The sequence below is a fragment of the Caulobacter sp. GW821-FHT10A06 genome (assembly GCF_059415805.1).
Map to the genome: position 1 here is coordinate 623,568 of NZ_JBWKNY010000001.1, position 19,880 is coordinate 643,447.

Sequence of the window (19,880 nt, forward strand, 5' to 3'; positions counted from 1 at the left end):
GGCGATGCGGAGGATGGGGCTAGCGTTCGTGCTGGCGGCTCTGCCGGCGATGGCTGCTGCCGCCGACTACAAGCCCGTGGTCTGTAAAAGCGCTGTGACCTATGCCGGTTCGCCGCTGCATGCGCCGGTCACGCCGCAGCTGTTGGCCGAGGTCCCCAAGGCCGCGCTGGATCCGCAGACCGTCGCACGACTGGAGGCGGGCTTCCTGCAGGCCAAGGCCGCGACCAAGGCGCCGGCCATGACCGCCGCCATCCTCATCCCCGGCAAGGGCGTTTGGGAGAAGACCGACAGCGGCGACCAGCCGCCGATGCTGTTCTGGGCCAGCGCGGGCAAGAGCCTGATCGCTATCGTGACCCTGCAACTGGTCGAGGCCGGCAAGCTGAAGCTGGAGGACCCGATCGGCAAGTACGTCGCCGGCGTGCCCAATGGCGACGTGGTGACCATCCGCGACTTGCTGGCCCACACCGGCGGCCTGTTCAGCGCCAACGAAGACCTGAAGGCCAGAGCCGAGCACCGCGCTCACACGCTGGACGAGGACGTGAAGATCATCGCCCGCCACGGGGCGTTCTCGTGTCCCGGCGAGCGCTGGCGCTATTCCAACACCGGCTACGCCTTGCTGGGTAAGGTCATCGAAGAAGCCGACGGTCAGCCCTGGCAGGCCTCCGTCGAGACGCGGATCATCAAGCCTCTGGGGCTGATGTCGCTGCGCGTGCTGGCGGACGTCGACAAGGCCGAGGATGTGGCCAAGCTGGTCTCGGTCAAGGACGCCCCGATCGAGCCGGCCTGGGCTGGTCCAGCGGGCCCCGCCGTGGGCTCGGCGGGCGACATTGCGCGGGTCTGGGCGGCGCTGCTGGGCGGCAAACTGCTGAAGCAGGAGACCGTGCAGGCGATGTTCGGGAAGCTTTATCCGATGTTCGACGCCGGCAGCTTCTACGGACTGGGCGCTATGGTCGTGGAGGTCCCGGACGCGGACGGGACCAAGAGCCTGTGGCTGGGCCATCTGGGCGGCACACCGGGCGCGAGCGCGGTCGTGGCGTATTCGGTCAAGGATGGTGTGATCGTGGCCGCCGCCCTGACCGGAGACGGCTCGGCGGCGGCCACGGCGAACCTGCTGCTAAGGCAGGTCCGCTCCTCCCACTAGAACTCTTCCCACTCCTGGGCCGGCGCGACGGCCGCCGAACCGCCCGGACGGGCAGTCGCGCGAGCGCGCGGCGGGGCTGGAGCGCGAGCGTGAACCGGCTCGGGACGACGCGCGGGCGCATGATGGGCGCCGGTCTGGAAGCGCGAGACCTGGCGGGCCAGGTCTTGGGCCTCGCCGCGCAGGGCGGCCGACGAGGTGTTGGCCTGCTCGACCATGGCGGCGTTCTGCTGGGTGACCTGGTCCATCTGGTTCACCGCGGCATTGACCTGGTTCAGGCCGGTGGCCTGCTCCTGCGAGCTTTCGGCGATCTCGCGGATCAGGCTGTTGATCTCGCCGACCTTGCTGACGATGCCGCTCAACGCCGTGCCGGTGTCGCCCACCAGGCGCACGCCGCGCTCGACCTGCGAGGACGAGTTGGCGATCAGGGTCTTGATCTCCTTGGCGGCGTCGGCCGAGCGCTGAGCCAGGGCCCGGACTTCCTGCGCGACGACCGCGAAGCCACGACCGGCTTCACCGGCGCGGGCGGCTTCGACACCAGCGTTCAAGGCCAGAAGGTTGGTCTGGAAGGCGATCTCGTCGATCACGCCGATGATCTGGGTGATCTGGCCCGAGGACTTCTCGATCTCGCCCATGGCGGCGACGGCTTCGGCGACGACGGTGCCCGAACGGTCGGCGTCGGTGCTGGCGGCCGAGGCGGCGGCCGAGGCCTGCTTGGCGCCGTCGGCGCTGCGCTTCACCGTGGCGGTGATCTCGTCCAGGGCGGCGGCGGTCTCTTCCAGGCTGGCGGCCTGTTGCTCGGTGCGCTTGGACAGGTCGTTCGAGGCGCTGGCGATCTCGTTGGCGCCGCTCTCCATGCCGCTGGCGGCCTCGGCGATCGCGCTCATGGCGTCGCGCAGGCTGTCGATGGCGGCGTTGAAGTCCTGCTTCAGCTGGGCGTAACGGCCGTCGAAGCGGGCCTCGATGCGGGCGGTCAGGTCGCCGCGGGCCATGCGGCCCAGGCTGTCTGCCAGCACCGAGACGACGTGGTCCTGCTCGACCTTGACCTCTTCGCGCTCCGCTTCGTTGCTGGCGCGCTCGGTCTCGATCGCGGTGATGTCCGAGGCGAACTTGATGACCTTCACGGGCTTGCCGGTCTTGTCGAAGACCGGGTTGTACGAGGCCTGGATCCAGACCTCGCGACCGCCCTTGCCGATGCGCTTGTACTTGCTGGCGAAGAACTCGCCGGCGTTCAGGCGGCGCCAGAAGTCGCCATAGGCGGGGCTGCCGGCCTCGGAGGCCTCGACGAACAGGCTGTGCTTGCGGCCCTGGATCTCCGACAGGCTGTAGCCCAGCGTCTTCAGGAAGTTCTCGTTGGCAGTGATGATCGTGCCGTCGAGATTGAACTCGATGACCGCCTGCGAGCGCTGGATCGCCGCGACGATGCCCTCCAGGTCGGAGATTTTGCCAGTGTCACCGGTGTCACGGCCGCGAGAGAACAGCGCCATTTGCGGGGTCCCAAGGAACGGCGTCTTTGCCGTGCGGCAACGTGTCGCGGCAAGGGGGTTAATGAGACGCTAATTTGCGAAGTCGTCGCAAAACATTGTTCCCCGGTTTAGTGCCAGGGTGGTACTTTTTACCTTTAGACAACCTGAAAGTTTATTTCCGTAACAATTCCCGCAACATTTGAAGTCGTCTTATCAAATGTTAGTGCTAGGTGATTCCTGGCCACGGTCCTTGAAGCGGACGACGCCCTTGGGCGGCTGGCGGTCCGAGCGGACCAGGTCGATGACGAACGGGACGATGGTGTCCGCCGCCGGGACGCTCTGGGGATCCTCGCCGGGGAACGCCGCGGCCCGCATGCGGGTGCGCATGGCGCCCGGATCGACGCACAGGGCGCGGATCGGGGTGTTTTCGGTCTCGTCGGCATAGACGTCGACAATGGCTTCCAGCGCCGCCTTGGTGGCCGCATAGGCGCCCCAGAAGGCGGGGCGGGTCTTGGCCACGCTGCTGGAGAAGAACAAGGCGCGGCCGGCGTCCGAGGCGCGCAGCAGCGGATCCATGGCGCGGATCAGGCGCCAGTTGGCCGTCAGGTTGGTGGACAGGATCATGTCCCAGCCCTTGGGCTCCAGATGGCTTACGGGCGTGAGGGGGCCGAGCAGGCCCGCCGCGCCGACCACGATGTCCAGCTTGCCCCAGCGCTGATGGATGGCCGCCCCCAGGTGGTCCAGGCCGTCGGGCTCGCGCAGGTCCAGCGGCACCAGGGTGGCGCGCTCGCCCGTCGCTTCCAGGATCGCATCGTCCAGGGCCTCGAGGGCGCCTTGCGTGCGGCCCACCGCGATGACGTGGGCCCCGGCCTTGGCCAGGCCCAGGGCGACCGCCTCGCCGATACCGCGCGTGGCGCCCGTGACGAGGGCGATGCGGCCGGCCAGCGGCTGGGAGGAGTCGGAGGTCATGGGCGGGTTCTAGAGCAGGGAAGGGCGGACGGGAACCGGCGCTAGGCGCTTAAGCGACCATGTCCTGTTCGGCGGCCTTCTTGGCGTAGTGCTGGGCGATGACCGAGCAGGCCATCAGCTGGATCTGGTGGAAGATCATCAGCGGCAGGACGATGACGCCGGCGGTCGGGCCGGGGAACAGGATGCCCGCCATCGGCACGCCGGTGGCCAGGCTCTTCTTGGAGCCGCAGAAGGTGATGGCCTTCTCGTCCTCGGGCGAGAAGCCCAGCGCTCGCGCGCCGAAGGTGGTGGCGGCCAGCACCACGGCCAGCAGCACGCCGCACACCGCCAGCAGGATCGCCAGCTGCAGCGGCGAGATCTTGTGCCAGATGCCGCCGACCACGGCCTCGCTGAAGGCGGCGTAGACCACCAGCAGGATCGAGCCGCGATCGACATAGCCGATCAGCTGCTTGTGCCTGTTGATCCAGGCGCTGACCAGCGGCCGAGCCAGCTGGCCGGCGATGAAGGGCAGCAACAGCTGGACGACGATGTCCTGCACCGACTTCCAGCCGCCCGACGCGCCGCCCTGCGTGTGCATCAGCAGGCTGACCAGCACGGGCGTGATGAAGATGCCGAACAGGTTGGAGGCGCTGGCCGCCACGACGGCGGCGGCGACATTGCCGCGCGCCATTGAGGTGAAGGCGATCGACGACTGCACGGTCGAGGGCAGGCAGCACAGGAACAGCATGCCCGCCGCCAGGGTGGTGGGCAGGATCGAGATCTTGCTGATCACCAGGCCCAGGATCGGGAACATCACGAAGGTGAAGGCCAGGATCAGCAGGTGCAGCCGCCAGTGCGTCAGGCCCGCCACCACGTTCTCGCGCGACAGCTTGGCGCCGTGCAGGAAGAACAGCAGGGCGATGGCCAGCTTGACGACGATGTTCAGCCCGTGCGCCGCCTCGCCGCGCACGGGGATGATCGACGCCAGCACGACCATGCCGAACAGGGCGATGACGTACGGCTCGAGCTTCAGCTTCTCGAGGACGGCCTTTACGCTCACGGACAAGACTTAGGCGCTGAGCAGCGAGAGCTGCTTGTCGTTGGTCTCGTTGCGGCCCTCGGCGATCTCGCGGTCCGTCAGGCGGGTCGGATAGTCGCCGGTGAAGTAGTGGTCGGTGAACTGCGGGGCGGCCGGGTCGCGCGGACCGGCTTCCAGGGCGTCGTACAGGCCTTCGACCGACAGGAAGCCCAGCGAGTCGACTTCCAGGAACTTGGCCATCTCTTCCAGCGACTTGTTGGCCGCCAGCAGCTGCTCACGTTCCGGCATGTCGATGCCATAGAAGTCCGGCCACTTGATGGGCGGGCTGGCCGAGCGGAGGTGAACCTCCTTGGCGCCGGCCTCGCGGACCATGCGGACGATCTTCAGCGAGGTGGTGCCGCGCACGATTGAGTCGTCGATCAGGATGACGCGCTTGCCGGCCAGGATGGCGCGGTTGGGGCTGTGCTTCATGCGCACGCCCAGCTCGCGGACGCCCTGGGTCGGCTGGATGAAGGTGCGGCCCACATAGTGGTTGCGGATGATGCCCATCTCGAACGGCAGGCCGCTCTCCTGGGCGTAGCCCAGCGCCGCCGGCACGCCCGAGTCGGGCACCGGCACCACGACATCGGCCTCGACGCCGGTTTCCTTGGCCAGGTTCCGGCCCATGCGCTTGCGCACGCCATAGACCGAGCGGCCGTTCACGACGCTGTCGGGACGGGCGAAATAGACATATTCGAACACGCAGGGACGCGCGGCCTGGGTCTGGAACGGCTTGGTCGAGGTGATGCCGGTCTCTTCGATGACCACCATCTCGCCGTGCTCGATGTCGCGCACGAAGCGGGCGCCGATCATGTCCAGCGCGCAGGTTTCCGAGGCCAGCACCGGCTTGCCGTCCAGGTCGCCCAGCACCAGCGGGCGGATGCCCAGCGGGTCGCGCAGGCCGATCATCTTCTTGTTGGTGATGGCCACCAGGGCGTAGCCGCCTTCGATCTGGCCGACGGCGTCGACGAAGCGGTCGACGATCCGCGCCTTACGCGAGCGGGCGATCAGGTGGAGGATCACTTCCGAGTCCGAGGTCGACTGGAAGATCGCGCCTTCCTGCACCAGGCGCTCGCGCAGGGTCAGGAAGTTGGTCAGGTTGCCGTTGTGGGCGATGGCGACGCCGCCGGTCTCCAGGTCGGCGAACATCGGCTGGACGTTGCGGATGCCCGCGCCGCCGGCCGTGGAGTAGCGCGTGTGGCCGATGGCCATGTTGCCGGGCAGGCGCTGCACCAGGTCCGAGCCGGTGAAGGCGTCACCGACATGGCCCATGTGGCGCTCGGTGTGGAAGCGGGCGCCATCGAAGGCGGCGATGCCGCAGGCTTCCTGGCCGCGGTGCTGCAGGGCGTGCAGGCCCAGGGCCGCGATGGCCGCCGCGTCGCGCGTGCCGAACACGCCGAAGACGCCGCACTCCAGGCGCAGCGTATCGTCCTCGGGATCACGGACAGGCGAAGAGGAATAGCGGTCGGTCGATTGGCCCAGGAAGGTCATCGCGATTTCTCCACCAGGTCGTCGAGCTTACGACGCTGGTCATCATTATAGCCTTTTCCGGACGACTTCTCGCCGGACGTATTGTCGCCGCCCTCATGGACGGCCTCTTTGATCGCTGGGGCCAGCTTGCCGGCCAGGGCCTTGCCCTTCGGGGCGAAGACCTTGAGCACCGTGCCGCTGGCTTCCGAGAGCGGATAGAACATCGAATCCTCGACCCAGCGCGGCATGCGGTCCGGCGGCGTGGCCAGGTGCAGCAGCAGGTTGAAGACCCCCAGGATCACGCAGGCGCGGATCACGCCGAACGTCGCGCCGACCGCGCGGTCCAGCACGCCAGCTGAGGTCTCGTGCAGGCTGGCCGTCAGCCGGCCGCCAACCAGGCGGAAGATCAGGAAGAAGATCACGAACACCACCAGTACGGCGCACGCGGTGGCGGCCCAGTCGGGGTCCATGAGCTTGCGGAAGATCGGGCCGCTGATGCGCAGGCCGAAGAGGGCGATGGCGGCGGCGAAGATGAACGACAGCGCCGAGGTCAGCTCGCGCGAGGCGCCGCGAATCCAGCCCGTGACGCCGGACACCAGAAGCAGGAGACCGGCGATGATGTCGAAAGGCGTCACGTCAGGCTCGTCCAGATCTCGTCGCCGATGCGGCGCACGGCGTCGGCCACACGGGCGACCCCCGCGACCGGCAAGGCTCCGCCGCCCTCAGGAAGGCCGGTGAGCGGTCCTAGCGCCCGGCCAAATCCCAGTTTCGCGGCTTCCTTCAAACGCGACTCCATTCGACTGATCGGCCTGACCTCGCCTGAGAGGCTGAGCTCACCGAACACGACGCAGTCCTGGGGCAGGGCCACATCGAGAGCGGAGGAGGCCAGGGCCGCCGCCGCCGCGAGATCCGCCGCCGGTTCCGTGATGCGCAGGCCGCCAGCGACGTTCAGATAGACGTCCTTGTCGCCAAAACCAAGGCCGCATCGGGATTCAAGAATGGCCAGGACCATGGCCATGCGGCCGGAATCCCATCCGACCACGGCGCGTCTGGGTGTTCCGTACGCGGAGGGCGAGACCAGGGCCTGGAACTCCACCAGGACGGGCCGGGAGCCTTCGATGCCGGCGAAGACCGCCGCGCCTGCCGCGCGTTCGCCGCCCTCGTTCAGGAACAGGGCCGAGGGGTTCTTGACCTCGCGCAGGCCGATGTCGCCCATCTCGAAGACGCCGATCTCGTCGGTGGCCCCGAAGCGGTTCTTGGCGCCGCGCAGGATGCGGAACGGATAACCGCGCTCGCCCTCGAAGCTGAGGACGGCGTCGACCAGGTGTTCGACCACGCGCGGGCCGGCGATCTGGCCGTCCTTGGTGACGTGGCCGACCAGCAGAATCGCCACGCCCCTCTTCTTGGCCAGGCGGACCAGTTCGGTGGCGCAGGCGCGGACCTGGGTGACCGTGCCGGGGCCAGCCTCGTGGGCGTCGCTCCACATCGTCTGGATCGAGTCGATGACGACGAGGTCGAAGTTGTCGCGTTTCAGCCCGTCCAGGATGTCGCGCAGCGAACTCTCGGCCGCCAGGCTGACATTGGCCTTCGACAAGCCCATGCGCTCGGCGCGGCCCCGGATCTGCTCGACGGCCTCTTCGCCAGAGATGTAGGCACAGGACACGCCGCGCAGGGCGGCGCTGGCGCAGACCTGCAGCAGCAGGGTGGATTTGCCCACGCCCGGGTCGCCGCCGATCAGGATGGCCGAGCCGGGCACCACGCCGCCGCCGCAGACGCGGTCGAACTCGTCGACGCCGGTCATGATCCGGGGCGGCGGAGCGCTCTCGCTTTCAAGGCCGGTGAACTGCAGGCCACGCACGCGGGTGGCCTTGGTCGACGACAGCGCGCCGGGTGGCCTGGCCCCGACCTCTTCGGCCAGGGTGTTCCAGCTCTGGCAGGCGGGGCACTGGCCGGACCACTTGGTCTGGACCGCGCCGCAGGACTGGCAGGCGTAAACGGCGCCGTCGCGGGCCATGGGGGCTCCTGATTCTCGAATGTCTGGAGACTACAGGTTGGCGGCCCGGTGCGCCAAAGCCGGACGCAGCCAAGCCGCGTAACAGGCGTTAGGGTGGCAAGATCGCTGTGGAGGGTTTCATGGCCGGGAGCAAAGCGTGGCGTTGGGGCGTGGCGATCGCCGTTGTGGCGGTGCTGGCCGGGTGTGGTCGCGAGGGTGAACGCAAATCCTCCGGCCCGGTCGAGGTCAACGGCAAGTCGGTCGACCTGCGCCAGCTGGAACGTGAGTCCGAGCGCGCCGAGATAGCCGCCCAGACGGGGACGCGCGCCTTGAACCCTGCAGGTTTGAGGGACCTACTGCCCGCCAGCGTTGGCGGTTTCGCGCGGGGTCCTGTGGCCACCGCGACAGGGCCCGAGCCCAACCAGACCAAGGCCAGCGCCCGTTACGGGAAGGGGACGTCCGCCTTCCTGCTGGAAGTCACCGACCTGGGCGCGATCGGCAGCATCGGGGCTTCGGATGACGCCCAGGGCGCGGCCAGCACGCGGCGCACGGCCAGCGGCTACGAGACCATCACCACGGCTGGCGGGCGGATGGTGACCGAGACTTGGGATACGACGTCGAAGTCGGGCCGCTACAGCATCGTGGCGGCGGACCGCTTCGCGATCTCGGCCGAGGGTTCGGCGGATAATGTCGATGTGCTGAAGGCGGCCGTCGAGACGGTCAATGCCGCGCGGCTGCGGGCGCTGGCGGGCTAGCCGCCGACGACCACGGTGCGGGCGCGCGGCGCGATGCGGGTCAGGAGCTCATACGCGCTGGTGCCAGCGGCGTTGGCGGCGTCGTCGATCGGCAGGTTCGGACCGAACAGCTCGACCATCGCGCCGGGACGGGCGGCGTCGCAGTCGGTGATCTCGACGGCGATCAGGTCCATCGAGACGCGACCCAGTAGCCGGCGGCGCGCGCCGTCGAACCAGACCTGGCCGTTGGGATGGGTGGAGCGCAGCACGCCGTCGGCATAGCCGGCCGCGACGATCGCCACGCGGGTGGTGTCGGGCGCGGTCCAGCCTGCGCCATAGCCGACGCTCTCGCCGCGCGGCACGACGCGGACCTGCAGGATCGGCGCTTCCACCGTGGCGACGGCGCGGATCTCGGGATGCGGTACGCCTTCCGGCCCGCCGCCATAGAGGCTGACGCCGGGCCGGGCCTGATCGAAGCGGTAGGCGTCGCCCAGGAACAGGCCGGCGGAATTGGCGAGGCTGCGGCGCGCGTTCGGCAGCAGGGCCGTCGTTTCCTGGAAGCGCTCCAGCTGGAGCGCATTCAGCGGATGGGACGGGGTGTCGGCGCAGGCCAGGTGGCTGATGACCAGTTCGATGTCGAGGCGCTTGAGGCGGTCGAACGCCCCGACCAGCACCTTCACTTCTTCGGGGCGCAGGCCCAGGCGGTTCATGCCGGTGTCGACGTGCAGCGCGGCCTTCAGCCGGCCCGAGCGCGCCTGGGCGTTCCAGGCCTCGATCTGCGGCAGGCTGTTGAGCACGGGGGTGAGCCCCGCGCCCTCCAGCGTGTCGCCCGAGCCGGGCGTGGCGCCGTCCAGGACGTAGATGGTCGCGTCGCGATCGCCCAGCGCCTGGCGCAGGGCCACGCCCTCGGACAGGCGGGCGACATAAAAGGTCCGAGCGCCCTCGGCCCACAGGCGGTCGGCGATCACGGGCGCGCCCAGGCCGTAGCCGTCGGCCTTGACCGCCGGGGCCAGCTCCACGCCGCCCGCGCGTTTGCGCAAGGCCGCGAAGTTGGCGGCCAGGGCGTCGAGGTCGAGGGTGAGGCGGCTTTCGGTCACGGGCTCCGCGTAGCGGACGCGGCCTTCTGGTTCAACGGTTTAACCGTGGTGCGTGCTCATGAACTTGCCCACCAGGCTTTCGGCGCCCGAGGCGATGATCTGGACGCCGATGCACAGCAGCAGGAAGGCGACCAGCCGCGACAGCACGCGAGCGCCGGACGGACCCAAGAGGCGCATAACGCGGCCCGAGGCGCTGTAGAACAGCCAGACCATCACCGCCACCACGGCGGCTGCCAGGCCCGCGCCGATGAAGAACGGCGCCACGGCCGCGCCTTCGGTCGGGCGCTGGGACGACAGGGCGATGGCCACCGAGATCGAGCCGGGGCCGGTCGTGAACGGCATGGTCAGCGGGAAGAAGGCCACGTCCTCGTGGCTCTGGACCGGCTCGGTCTGGCTGGTCTTGCGGTCCTCGTGCTCCTGCGGGTCCATCAAGAGGCCCCAGGCCCGGATCGCCACGACCAGGCCGCCGGCCACCCGCAGGGCGCCCAGGCTGACGCCGAAGAAGTTCAGGATATAGCCGCCCAGCAGCAGCGAGCCCAGCAACACGAGGAAGGCGTAGAAGCCGATCTGCCCCGCCAGCTTGCGCCGCTCGCTGCGGCTGCGGCCGCCCATCGCCTGGTCGAAGATCAGCGAGGCCCCGACCGGATTGACGATCGAAAACAGCGCCGGGAACGCGAGCAGGAAGGCGCCGACCAGGCTGGAGGTGGGCAGGGGGCTGAAGTCCATGTGACTCGTCGGCTGGCGCGGCGGGAGGCCGACCCTGGCCCGACGAGTCCCGGTTCGTCAAACTGCCGCTTACTCTTCCGACGGAATGTTCCGCGCCTGGGCGAAGTAGTGGTCCTTGGCCAGGTTGCCGAAGCGGGTGGTGTCGCTGTTGAACGACAGGCGCACGGTGCCGATAGGGCCGTGACGCTGCTTGGCGATGATCACCTCGGCCAGGCCGTGCAGACGGTCCATGTCTTCCTGCCAGGTCAGGTGCTCGGGTGTGCCTTCGCGCGGCTCGGCGCGGCCCACATAATAGGCCTCGCGGTACACGAACCACACCATGTCGGCGTCCTGTTCGATCGAGCCCGATTCCCGAAGGTCGGAGAGCTGGGGCCGCTTGTCGTCGCGCTGTTCGACCTGACGCGACAGCTGCGAGAGGGCGATGACGGGGCAGGCCAGCTCCTTGGCCAGGGCCTTGAGGCCCATGGTGATCTGCGAGACTTCCTGCACGCGGCTGGCGTTGGACGACAGGTCCGAGCCGGTGACCAGCTGGAGGTAGTCCACCACGACCAGGTCCAGGCCGTGCTGGCGCTTCAGGCGACGGGCGCGGGCTGTCAGCTTGGCGATCGAGATACCACCGGTGGCGTCGATGAACAGCGGCGCTTCCTGCAGCTCCATGGCCGCGTCGCGGACGCGCCCGAACTCCGAAGCGTCGATCTCGCCCTTACGCAGCTTGTCGCCCGACACGCCGGACGCGTCGGCCAGCATACGCAGGGCCAGCTGTTCGGCGCTCATTTCCAGCGAGTAGAAGGCCACAACACCGCCCTGGACCGTCTTCTTGGTGCCGTCGGGCTGGATCTCGTAGGCGTACTTCTTGGCGATGTTGAAGGCGATGTTGGTCGCCAGCGCGGTCTTACCCATCGACGGACGACCGGCCAGGACGATCAAGTCGGAGGGGTGCAGGCCACCGATCTTCTGGTCGAGGTCGATCAGGTCGGTCGAGACGCCCGACATGCCGCCTTCGCGGCTGTAGGCCTCGGCGGTCATCTCGACGGCGCCGCGCAGGGCGTCGCCGAACGAGACGAAGCCCGACGAGGCGGTGCCGCTTTCGGCCAGGCTGTACAGCTGCTGTTCGGCCAGCTCGATCTGGTCGCGGGCGGGCTTCTTTTCCTCGTCCTTGCCGAGGCCGCTGTGCGCGGTCGTGGCGATGTCGCCGCCGATGCGGATCAACTCGCGACGCAGCGACAGGTCGAAGATCACCCGGGCGTAGTCGCCGGCATTGGCCGCCGGCGGGGCGCGGTCCACCAGGTCGGCCAGGTAGCGCAGCCCGCCCAGCTCCTCGAACGCGGCGTCCTTCTTGAACTCGTCCGACAGCAGGATCGGCTCGGCCAGCTGGCCCTTGCGGACGTGGGTCTCGATCGACTGGAACAGCCGCTGGTGGAAGGGCTCGTAGAAGCAGCGCGCCTGCAGGCTATCCGTCAGGCGCTCGTAGGCGGCGTTGTCATACAGCAGGATCCCGAGCAGCGCCTGCTCGGCCTCCATGTTGTGCGGGGCCACATTGATCACGGGCTCGGGAAGGACCGAGGGAAGCAGGTCGAGCGCTGGTACGAGGGACATCGGCGGATATTAACGGAAGGCGATTTTGGAAGCCCGTTCCGATGCCCGAAGAGGGCCAGATGAACGGGGATATTCTGTGTATGTTCCGGGCGCAAAAAAGTGCAAGAGCACGCGCCTCGGGTGGCGTCCGCTTCTGACGCCGGGCAAAAATAAGGGCCCGGAGATCGCTCTCCGGGCCCAAACGTTTGCGCGGTTTTCAGCCTACCAGTTGATGGCCAGGCGCGCGTAGACGAAGCGGCCGTTGAAGCCGAACGGCGAGAAGCTGGAGAACGGGTTCCCGCCGCTGGTGTTCAGGTTCGGCGGCACTTGGGCGGGGTACTGGTCGAACAGGTTGTCCGCGCCGACCGAGACGGTGGCGTGCTCGCCGAAGCGGTAGCGGCCTTCCAGGTCCACGATGCCCTGGTTGCCCGTGTACCAGTCGCCGCTGCCGTCGGCGGCGGTGCCGGGCGACAGGACGTTGCCATAGAAGGTGCTCCGCAGGGTCGCGCCCCACGGGCCCTTGCTCCAGTCGCCTTGCAGCGAGACCTTGGTGCGCGGCGTGCCCTTTTCGAAGCGCAGGGTGGCCTGGCGGGCGAACAGGGTGACCGGCGTCGGCAGGACGGTGGTGGTCGGGGTCCGCAGGACGTTGAAGTCGTTGACGTTGGCCGCGGCCGTCAGGTCGAAGGTGCCGGCCTGCTCGTCGACGATCCGGTAGCGGGCCACCACGTCGACGCCCTTGGTCTTGGTGTCGACGCCATTGGTGAAGTAGCGGGCCGCCGATGCGCCGTAAGGGGCCAGCAGGTCGAAGATCACTCGGGCATTGGTGCCGACCGCCGCCGTGGCCGTGCCCGTCAGGGTCTCGGTCAGGACGATGCGGTTGTCGACATCGATCTGATAGGCGTCGATCGTCAGCTCGAAGGCGCCCTTGTGATAGACCGCGCCCAGCGAGAAGTTCTTCGACTTCTCCGGCTCCAGCGGCTTGCCGCCCAGGGCCGTGCCGACCGGGCTCAGCGACGGATAGGTGCCGGTCTCGAACGGCACCGCCGTCGTCACGCCGCCGACGTTCTGGTTGATGTACAGGATCGAGGTCGAGGTGAAGTACTGCTGCTGCAGGCTCGGAGCCCGGAATCCGGTCGAGGCCGCGCCGCGGATGGCGAAGTTGTCGGTGAAGTCGTAGCGGGCCGACAGCTTCCAGCTCGTATTGGTGCCGAAGTCCGAATAGTCCTCGTAGCGGACGGCGGCCGAGCCGGTCAGCTTCTCGGTGATCTTGCCTTCCAGGTCGAGGTACACGCCGACGGCGTCACGATCGACATCGACCGCGTTGCTGGGCGTGAAGCCGGTGAAGCCGCGCGAGCCGAACGACAGGGTGGGGGACACCGTGCCGCGAGCGTACGAGGCCACTTCGCCGGCGTTGATCTTGTAGGTCTCGCGGCGGGCTTCGACGCCGAAGGCGACGTTCAGCGGGCCGGCCAGGCCGACCTCGAACTCCTGGCTGGCGTCCAGGCCGAACACCACCTGGTCATAGGTCAGGCCGCCGGCCTTGAAGCTGGTCGGCGAACCCGCGCCATACGACGGGTTGATGGTGTTCTTGACCCCGAAGTCGAGGTCGTTCTTGCCGTAGACCAGGTTGGTGTCCAGCTTCCAGCCGGCCAGCTCGCCGCGCAGGCCGACGGCGGCGGTGACGTCCTCGGTGTTGGTCGTGATCAGCGGCAGATAGCCGTTGGGATAGACGCTGGGGATGTTCTGGCTGGCGTCGGTGGGCAGGCGGTAGGTGGCCGAGGCCTCGGCGTCGCGCTGCTGATAGCCGTACCAGCCATAGGCCTCCCAATTGTCGCCGATGGGCTTGCCGGCGTTGGCGTAGAAGCTGACCTGCTCGACTTCGGGATCGCCAAAGCGCGAGGTCACGCGCTGCGGGGTCACGCGAGTGTCGGTGTCCGAACGGTTGGTGAAGTCGCGGTCGACATATTCGGCCGACAGCGTCAGGAAGCCGTCCGAGCCCAGTTTCAGGCCCTGCCAGCCGGCGACCGTCTTGGTCAGGCCGTCGCGGCGCTTCTGCTTCTGGCCGGTCTGCAGGCCGTCGAAGCTGGTGATGTACTTGCCGGTCGTGACCGTGACGCCGCCGCCGTGGTCGGCTTCGCGCAGGCGCAGGTTGACGACGCCGGCGATGGCGTCCGAGCCGTACTGGGCCGCGGCGCCGTCACGCAGGACTTCGATGCGGTCCAGGGCGACGGACGGGATGGCGTTCAGGTCGACGGCGGCCGAGCCGCGGCCCACCGAGCCGTTCAGGTTGACCAGCGCCGTGGCGTGGCGGCGGGTGCCGTTGACCAGCACCAGGGTCTGGTCGGGGCCTTGGCCGCGCAGGACGGCGGGGCGGACCGAGTCGGTGCCGTCGGTGTTGGACGGGCGCGGGAAGTTGATCGACGGCACCGTGGCGGCCAGGGCGGCGGCCAGTTCGGTGCTGCCACGCTGTTGCAGCGTCTTGGCGGTGACCACGTCGACCGGCGCCAGGCTGTCCAGGCGCGAGCGGCCGGCGGTGCGGGTGCCGGTGACGATGATCTCTTCGACATTGGTGTTGGCGTCTTCGCCGCCAGCAGGGGCGGCGGTCTGGGCGTGGGCCGTGGCGGCGAAGGCCGTCAGCGAAGCGGCGGCCAGCAGCAGGCTTCTGTAGCGCATGTGAGATATCCCCTCTCATTTTTGTCGGGGATGCCGGCCATTCGGCCTTACGCCCCCGAAGGGGTTTCAACCCCTACCGCGAACATGGGATTTGACACTTCTGCGAACAAGCTAAGCATTTCTGGAGCAAAGTGCAGAAAAAAACGGCGCGGATTGCTCCGCGCCGTTTCTCGATAAAACCTGTTATCCCGGAAGGGATTAGGCTTCGTAGTGGTCGCCTTCGAACGAACCGGCGCCGCCTTCCGCCATGTCTTGGGCGGCTTCGGCTTCGGCCGCGCGATCTTCCTCGAATTGCGAGTTGATCACGTTTTCGCCGCGCGCTTGGCGCTCGGCTTCGTCTTGGCTGCGCGCGATGTTGAGGGTGACCGTGATGGTCACTTCAGCGTGCAGGATCACCTTCACTTCGTGGACGCCCAGCGTCTTGATCGGCTTGTCCAGCACGACCATCGAGCGGTCGACCTTGCCGCCTTCGGCCTTGATGGCGTCGGCGACGTCGCGGCCCGCGACCGAACCGTACAGCTGACCGCTTTCGCCAGCCTGACGGATCAGGATGTATTGCGTGCCGTCGAGCTCTTCGCCGTTCTTGGCGGCGGATTCGCGGTTCTTCACGTTGCGGGCTTCGATCTCAGCGCGCTGAGCTTCGAAGGTGGCCAGGTTCGCCTTGGTGGCGCGCAGGGCCTTGCCGCGGGGCAGCAGGAAGTTGCGGGCGAAGCCGTCCTTCACGGTGACTTCGTCACCCAGGACGCCGGTGCCTTCAACGCGTTCGAGCAGAATGACTTTCATCGTGGTGTCTCCCTTACTTCACGACGTAGGGGAGCAGAGCCAGGAAGCGGGCGCGCTTGATGGCCTTGGCCAGTTCGCGTTGCTTCTTGGCCGACACCGCGGTGATGCGCGACGGAACGATCTTGCCGCGTTCCGAGACGTAACGCTGCAGCAGCTTCACGTCCTTGTAGTCGATCTTCGGCGCGTTGGCGCCCGAGAACGGGCAAACCTTGCGGCGACGGAAGAACGGGCGGCGAGCGCCGCCAGCGGCGGCGGCCGGAGCGCCGGCTTCGGGAGCAGTCGTATCGGTCATGATCTTTTTCTCCCTTACGCTTGGGCTTGCGCTTGCGGCGCGAAGTCTTCGCGCGGGCGCTCGGCGCGATCAGGACGATCACGACGGGCCAGAACCGGCGACAGTTCCAGGTCCAGCTCTTCGACGCGGATCGTCATGAAGCGCAGAACGTCTTCATTGATCAGCAGCTGGCGCTCCATTTCCTTCACGGCCGGCGCCGGGGCGTCGATCGCGAGCAGGGAATAGTGGCCCTTGCGGTTCTTCTTGATGCGGTAGGTGAGGTTGCGAAGGCCCCAGTACTCGATCTTGGCGATGTGGCCGCCATTCTCTTCGATGAGGGTCTTCAGTTGCTCGTTCAGAGCTTCGGCCTGTTGCGGCGAGATGTCCTGCCGCGCGATGACCACGTGTTCGTAGAACGCCATGTTTTCCTTCTTCCGTTGTGGAAGGCGGCGCGGTCGACGACGGAAGTCCGTCAACCACGATGGATCCGACACGCCGAGCGGGGTAAACCCCGGTCCCGGATGGGTGCGTGCAAGACCGCTCTTCCGTGAGAACGCGCGCTATTACAGAAGATGGGCGCGAAAGGCAAGCGCAGGGGCGCCGCCGAAGCAGGCATGCGGGAAATGTCGGGCTTTCGACGCCGAGCGGTCTTCATCCGCGCAAAGGCCTATGCTAGCAGGCGAACATGGAGATCGGACATCGCTTCATGATCGTGCTCGCCGCCGGCTTTGCCGTCGCCGCGCCCGCGCATGCCGAACTGATCCAGAAGCCCGTCACCTCGGTCTCGGCCCATGAAGGCCGTTTCGCCGGCTATTCGGCGGCCTTGCCGCTGGATCTGTCGACCGACACCGAGAAGGTCGCCCTGACGGTCAAGTCGTCGGGCATGCTGGACAATCCGACCTACGACTTCGACCTGAACCTGTCGAAGAAGCCCGATAGCGACCGCGTCGGCGAACGCTCGATGGCCCTGGGCGCGTCCTGGAACCAGAGCGAAGCCCGGCTGCGCTCTTCGATGTCCAAGCTGTTCGGCTTTGGCCTGCTGCCGCGCGCCAACTATGTCCGCGTCTCGATGGACATGGACGCCAGCCAGGCCATCGCCGTGCCGGGCAAAATCCCGGTGGCCCGCGCCAATATCCGCTCGTCCCTGACCCTGGACGGTCGCCCGGTCGGCTCGATCGCTTTCGGCGGCGGCTCGCAGGGCGAAGAGGGCGTCGACCTCAGCGTCATGCGCCCGTTCGACATCCCCGCCGAACTGACCGTCAGCGTGCGGGGCGTCAACAACCAGCGCGAGGCCTGGCGGCTGCAGGATGCCCGCGCCATGGTCAAGCTGGTGAAGGTCGGCTGGTAGCGTCCAGCGACTTGTCCTTGCGCGCCGTCACGGCCGCGAACCGCTTAAGATACTCCGGGTGCTCGGTGCCCATCAGCTTGTCCCACCAGGTGAAATAGAGCCCGTAGTTCCAGCCCGCCTGGGCGTGGTGCAGGTCGTGGTGGGTCACGGTCGTCAGGAACGGGATCAGCGGCCGGCCGTCCTTGCGGGCGGGGAACAGCTCGTAGCCCGAGTGGCCGATCGTGTTGCGCACGATCTGGTGCAGCATGAACAGCCCCACCACCGGCCACTGGGTCGGGATCAGGATCACCCACAGCGGCACGAAGACGCCATTGATGAAAGCCTCGCCCAGATCGAAGCTATAGGCCGTGAACGGCGAGGGATTGTTCGACCGGTGATGCCGGCGGTGGAAGCGCCGGAACAGCCGCCGGTCGTGGATCAACCGGTGCGTCCAGTAGAACCAGGCGTCGTGGGCGACGATCATCAGCACCAGGCTGCTCCAGAACCAGACCGGTCCCCAGCCCTTGGCGATGTAGGGGCCGGGCAGCCAGCCGGCGCGGAACAGGCCGAAGGTCAGCAGGCCCAGGGTCGAGAAGATCATGATGGAGCGGATCGAGGTCGCGAACTCGATCAGCAGCTGGCGCGCGGCAGGGCGGCTGTCGCGGATCTTGCGGCCGGCCAGCGGGATGGCCAGCACGACCCACAGCGCCAGCCAGACGCTGACGGAAAAGACCACATAGCGGGTGACGTCGACCTGCATCGAGGCCAGCCAGTTGCGAGCGAAGGGGAGGAGGGCGTCGAGCACGTCTTTGGGCTCCAGGACGGTGAGAGACGCCCTCAGGGAAGCGGCCAGTGCTCCGACCGTCGCGCCGAACTTGAAATCAGGCCCGTTTGTCGCCTTTCGGCGCGCCTTCGCCGGTTTCGACCAGCCGCAGATGTGGATGGGCGGGCGTGACGTCCTGGCGCCAGGCGGTCGGGGTGACGCCGGTGGCGGCCCGGAAGGCGCGGTTGAACGGCCCCAGCGAGGCGAAGCCCAGTTCGTAGGCGATGGTCGAGACCGACTTCAGCGCCTGTTCGGGATCAGACAGCGCGATCTTGGCGGCCTCGATCCGGCGGCCATTGACGTAGTCGGCGAAGTTGCGGTGCCCCAGCGTGCCGTTGATCAGCTTGCGCAGGCGGTGCTCGGGCGCGCCGACCAGGGCCGCCAGCGTGCCGATCGACAGGTCCTCGCCGCGCCAGACCTCGTTCTGGTTCATGGCCTTGTCCAGGCGCGCCAGCACCAGGCGGTCGGCCGGGGTGAGATCCAGGGTCTCGGCCGGCTTGACCACTGGAGGCTCGCCGGCGGCCGGCGAGGCCTGGACCAGCACCGGCTCGGCGCGCAGCAGGGCCAGGGCCGAGCCGACGCCCAGGGCGGCCAGGGCCACGGTCTGGACCATGCCGGGCAGCATCGGGCCATTGCCGAAGCTGAAATCGCACAGGGTCTGGATGAACATGTAGCCCGTGGCCGCCGCCGCGATCGGCGCCCGCAGGTGACGGCGGCGCTCGACGAGGTCGATCCGCCAGCCACGCCAGGCCATCAGCAGGATATGGGTATGCAGGACCACCGAATAGGCCGCGAACGACCACCAGACAGCGGCGCGGACTGGTGATGGCGGCAGAAACGCGCCGATGAGCCAGAAGGTGAAAGCCGCACCGGGAATGGCGTAGCGCCAGGGCGGAATTTTCGGCTCGTCCTCGAACAGCACCGAGCAGAACAGCCAGAAGACGCCCGCCGCCGAGGCCGCCAGCGCCCAGGTCACCGGGCTGAAATGCCGGCCTTCGGTGTAGTAGAAGTGGCTCTCGACGACGTGGGCGATCGAACAGATCATCACCAGCACGCCAACCCAGCGCGTCGGCGTCATCTTGCGACTGGCCGCCAGGGAAACGCCGGTGGCGGCGAAGGCGCCGACGGTCACGCCGCGAATGGCCAGTTCAAGCTGGGCGAGATCGGTCATGACCGAACATGGGCGCCAGCGCGCGCGGGGTTCAACCCGCGCGGCTGGTCGGAACCGCAAAAGGCTGGCTACTTCTTCTTATAAGCCTTCACCGCGTCCATCGTCTGGGTGACGTGGCCGGCGAAGTTGCCGTCCGTATAGGACATCAGGATCTTGCCGTTCGGGGCGATCACGTACGAGGTGCGGTTCGACCATTCGGGCTTCTGCGACAGCACCACGTCGTACTTCTTGACCAGGTCCGCGTTGGCGGCGGCGACCGCGAACTTGTCGCGGCAGTGCTCCTTGGAGAAGTCCTTGATGCGGTCGACGTTACCGGCCGTGACGCCGATCACCGTGGCGCCCAGCTTCTCGAACTCGGGCGTGGCCTCGGCGAACTCGTGGGCTTCGGCGGTGCAGCCGGCGGTGTAGGCGGCGGGGAAGAAGTACAGCACCACCGGACCCTTCTTCAGGGCCTTGGCCAGCTTGAAGTCGAAGTCCTTGCCGGCCAGGGCGGCCTTGGCGTCGAAGTCCGGCGCCTTGTCGCCGACCTTCAGGGCGGCCAGGGCGGGGGAAGCGGCGGCCACAGCGAGGGCGGCGGCGGCGATACCGGCGAGCAGACGGGACATCG

At 67.9% G+C, this 19,880-nt stretch carries 19 protein-coding genes; 3 read left to right on the top strand and 16 right to left on the bottom strand.

Annotated elements, in window-relative coordinates; genetic code table 11:
- Window positions 1–13: 13 nt before the first annotated feature.
- Window positions 14–1,141 carry a serine hydrolase domain-containing protein gene (locus AC07NF_RS02680; protein ID WP_494631280.1) on the top strand — a complete coding sequence of 376 codons (1,128 nt, stop codon included), beginning with the start codon at window positions 14–16 and terminating at the stop codon, window positions 1,139–1,141.
- Here the strand turns inward: AC07NF_RS02680 and AC07NF_RS02685 are convergent.
- The 6 genes from AC07NF_RS02685 to radA form a co-directional block, all read right to left on the bottom strand.
- Window positions 1,138–2,625: a methyl-accepting chemotaxis protein gene (locus tag AC07NF_RS02685; protein WP_494631278.1), complete on the bottom strand. Its 1,488-nt coding sequence runs from the start codon at window positions 2,623–2,625 to the stop codon at window positions 1,138–1,140. The two genes, AC07NF_RS02680 and AC07NF_RS02685, sit on opposite strands and share 4 nt — an antisense overlap.
- Before the next feature lie 192 nt (window positions 2,626–2,817).
- Window positions 2,818–3,573: an SDR family NAD(P)-dependent oxidoreductase gene (locus AC07NF_RS02690; protein WP_494631275.1), complete on the bottom strand. Its 756-nt coding sequence runs from the start codon at window positions 3,571–3,573 to the stop codon at window positions 2,818–2,820.
- Between the two features lie 49 nt (window positions 3,574–3,622).
- Entirely contained in the window at window positions 3,623–4,618 is a 996-nt protein-coding gene (locus AC07NF_RS02695) for a bile acid:sodium symporter family protein (RefSeq protein WP_494631272.1), read from the bottom strand.
- Between the two features lie 3 nt (window positions 4,619–4,621).
- On the bottom strand, window positions 4,622–6,121 hold the full coding sequence (gene purF, locus AC07NF_RS02700; RefSeq protein WP_454716450.1) for an amidophosphoribosyltransferase: 1,500 nt from the start codon (window positions 6,119–6,121) through the stop codon (window positions 4,622–4,624).
- Window positions 6,118–6,735: a CvpA family protein gene (locus AC07NF_RS02705; protein ID WP_492811065.1), complete on the bottom strand. Its 618-nt coding sequence runs from the start codon at window positions 6,733–6,735 to the stop codon at window positions 6,118–6,120. The genes purF and AC07NF_RS02705 overlap by 4 nt, the downstream gene beginning before the upstream one ends.
- Window positions 6,732–8,114, bottom strand: a complete 1,383-nt coding sequence (gene radA, locus AC07NF_RS02710) for a DNA repair protein RadA (protein ID WP_494631267.1) — start codon at window positions 8,112–8,114, stop codon at window positions 6,732–6,734. The genes AC07NF_RS02705 and radA overlap by 4 nt, the downstream gene beginning before the upstream one ends.
- A 119-nt stretch (window positions 8,115–8,233) precedes the next feature.
- On the opposite strand from radA, the gene AC07NF_RS02715 reads away from it, so the two are divergent.
- Entirely contained in the window at window positions 8,234–8,848 is a 615-nt protein-coding gene (locus AC07NF_RS02715) for a hypothetical protein (RefSeq protein ID WP_494631264.1), read from the top strand.
- Here the strand turns inward: AC07NF_RS02715 and alr are convergent.
- From alr to rpsF, 7 genes are all read right to left on the bottom strand, one after another.
- Window positions 8,845–9,924, bottom strand: coding sequence for an alanine racemase (gene alr / locus AC07NF_RS02720; protein ID WP_494631262.1), 1,080 nt, complete (start codon window positions 9,922–9,924; stop codon window positions 8,845–8,847). The two genes, AC07NF_RS02715 and alr, sit on opposite strands and share 4 nt — an antisense overlap.
- Window positions 9,925–9,963: 39 nt before the next feature.
- Window positions 9,964–10,650, bottom strand: a complete 687-nt coding sequence (locus AC07NF_RS02725) for a MarC family protein (protein WP_494631258.1) — start codon at window positions 10,648–10,650, stop codon at window positions 9,964–9,966.
- A 69-nt stretch (window positions 10,651–10,719) separates the two neighbouring features.
- Complete coding sequence (locus AC07NF_RS02730) at window positions 10,720–12,246, bottom strand: replicative DNA helicase (RefSeq protein ID WP_494631256.1); 1,527 nt, start codon at window positions 12,244–12,246, stop codon at window positions 10,720–10,722.
- 201 nt (window positions 12,247–12,447) lie between these two features.
- Window positions 12,448–14,898, bottom strand: coding sequence for a TonB-dependent receptor plug domain-containing protein (locus AC07NF_RS02735; protein WP_494631253.1), 2,451 nt, complete (start codon window positions 14,896–14,898; stop codon window positions 12,448–12,450).
- Window positions 14,899–15,096: 198 nt separating this feature from the next.
- On the bottom strand, window positions 15,097–15,681 hold the full coding sequence (rplI, locus tag AC07NF_RS02740) for a 50S ribosomal protein L9 (RefSeq protein ID WP_454716439.1): 585 nt from the start codon (window positions 15,679–15,681) through the stop codon (window positions 15,097–15,099).
- 13 nt (window positions 15,682–15,694) lie between these two features.
- Window positions 15,695–15,973, bottom strand: a complete 279-nt coding sequence (gene rpsR / locus AC07NF_RS02745) for a 30S ribosomal protein S18 (RefSeq protein ID WP_004615089.1) — start codon at window positions 15,971–15,973, stop codon at window positions 15,695–15,697.
- A 14-nt stretch (window positions 15,974–15,987) separates the two neighbouring features.
- A complete protein-coding gene (gene rpsF / locus AC07NF_RS02750; protein WP_454716438.1) occupies window positions 15,988–16,374 on the bottom strand; it encodes a 30S ribosomal protein S6 in 387 nt (128 codons plus the stop codon).
- A 263-nt stretch (window positions 16,375–16,637) separates the two neighbouring features.
- On the opposite strand from rpsF, the gene AC07NF_RS02755 reads away from it, so the two are divergent.
- Window positions 16,638–17,300 (top strand): hypothetical protein, encoded by a 663-nt coding sequence (locus AC07NF_RS02755; RefSeq protein WP_494631246.1) that lies wholly within the window; start codon window positions 16,638–16,640, stop codon window positions 17,298–17,300.
- Here the strand turns inward: AC07NF_RS02755 and AC07NF_RS02760 are convergent.
- The 3 genes from AC07NF_RS02760 to AC07NF_RS02770 form a co-directional block, all read right to left on the bottom strand.
- On the bottom strand, window positions 17,275–18,084 hold the full coding sequence (locus tag AC07NF_RS02760) for a sterol desaturase family protein (RefSeq protein WP_494631242.1): 810 nt from the start codon (window positions 18,082–18,084) through the stop codon (window positions 17,275–17,277). The two genes, AC07NF_RS02755 and AC07NF_RS02760, sit on opposite strands and share 26 nt — an antisense overlap.
- 76 nt (window positions 18,085–18,160) lie before the next feature.
- Window positions 18,161–19,273, bottom strand: a complete 1,113-nt coding sequence (locus AC07NF_RS02765) for a helix-turn-helix domain-containing protein (RefSeq protein ID WP_494631236.1) — start codon at window positions 19,271–19,273, stop codon at window positions 18,161–18,163.
- Between the two features lie 68 nt (window positions 19,274–19,341).
- Window positions 19,342–19,878: a peroxiredoxin gene (locus tag AC07NF_RS02770; protein ID WP_492811051.1), complete on the bottom strand. Its 537-nt coding sequence runs from the start codon at window positions 19,876–19,878 to the stop codon at window positions 19,342–19,344.
- Between the last annotated feature and the right edge of the window lie 2 nt (window positions 19,879–19,880).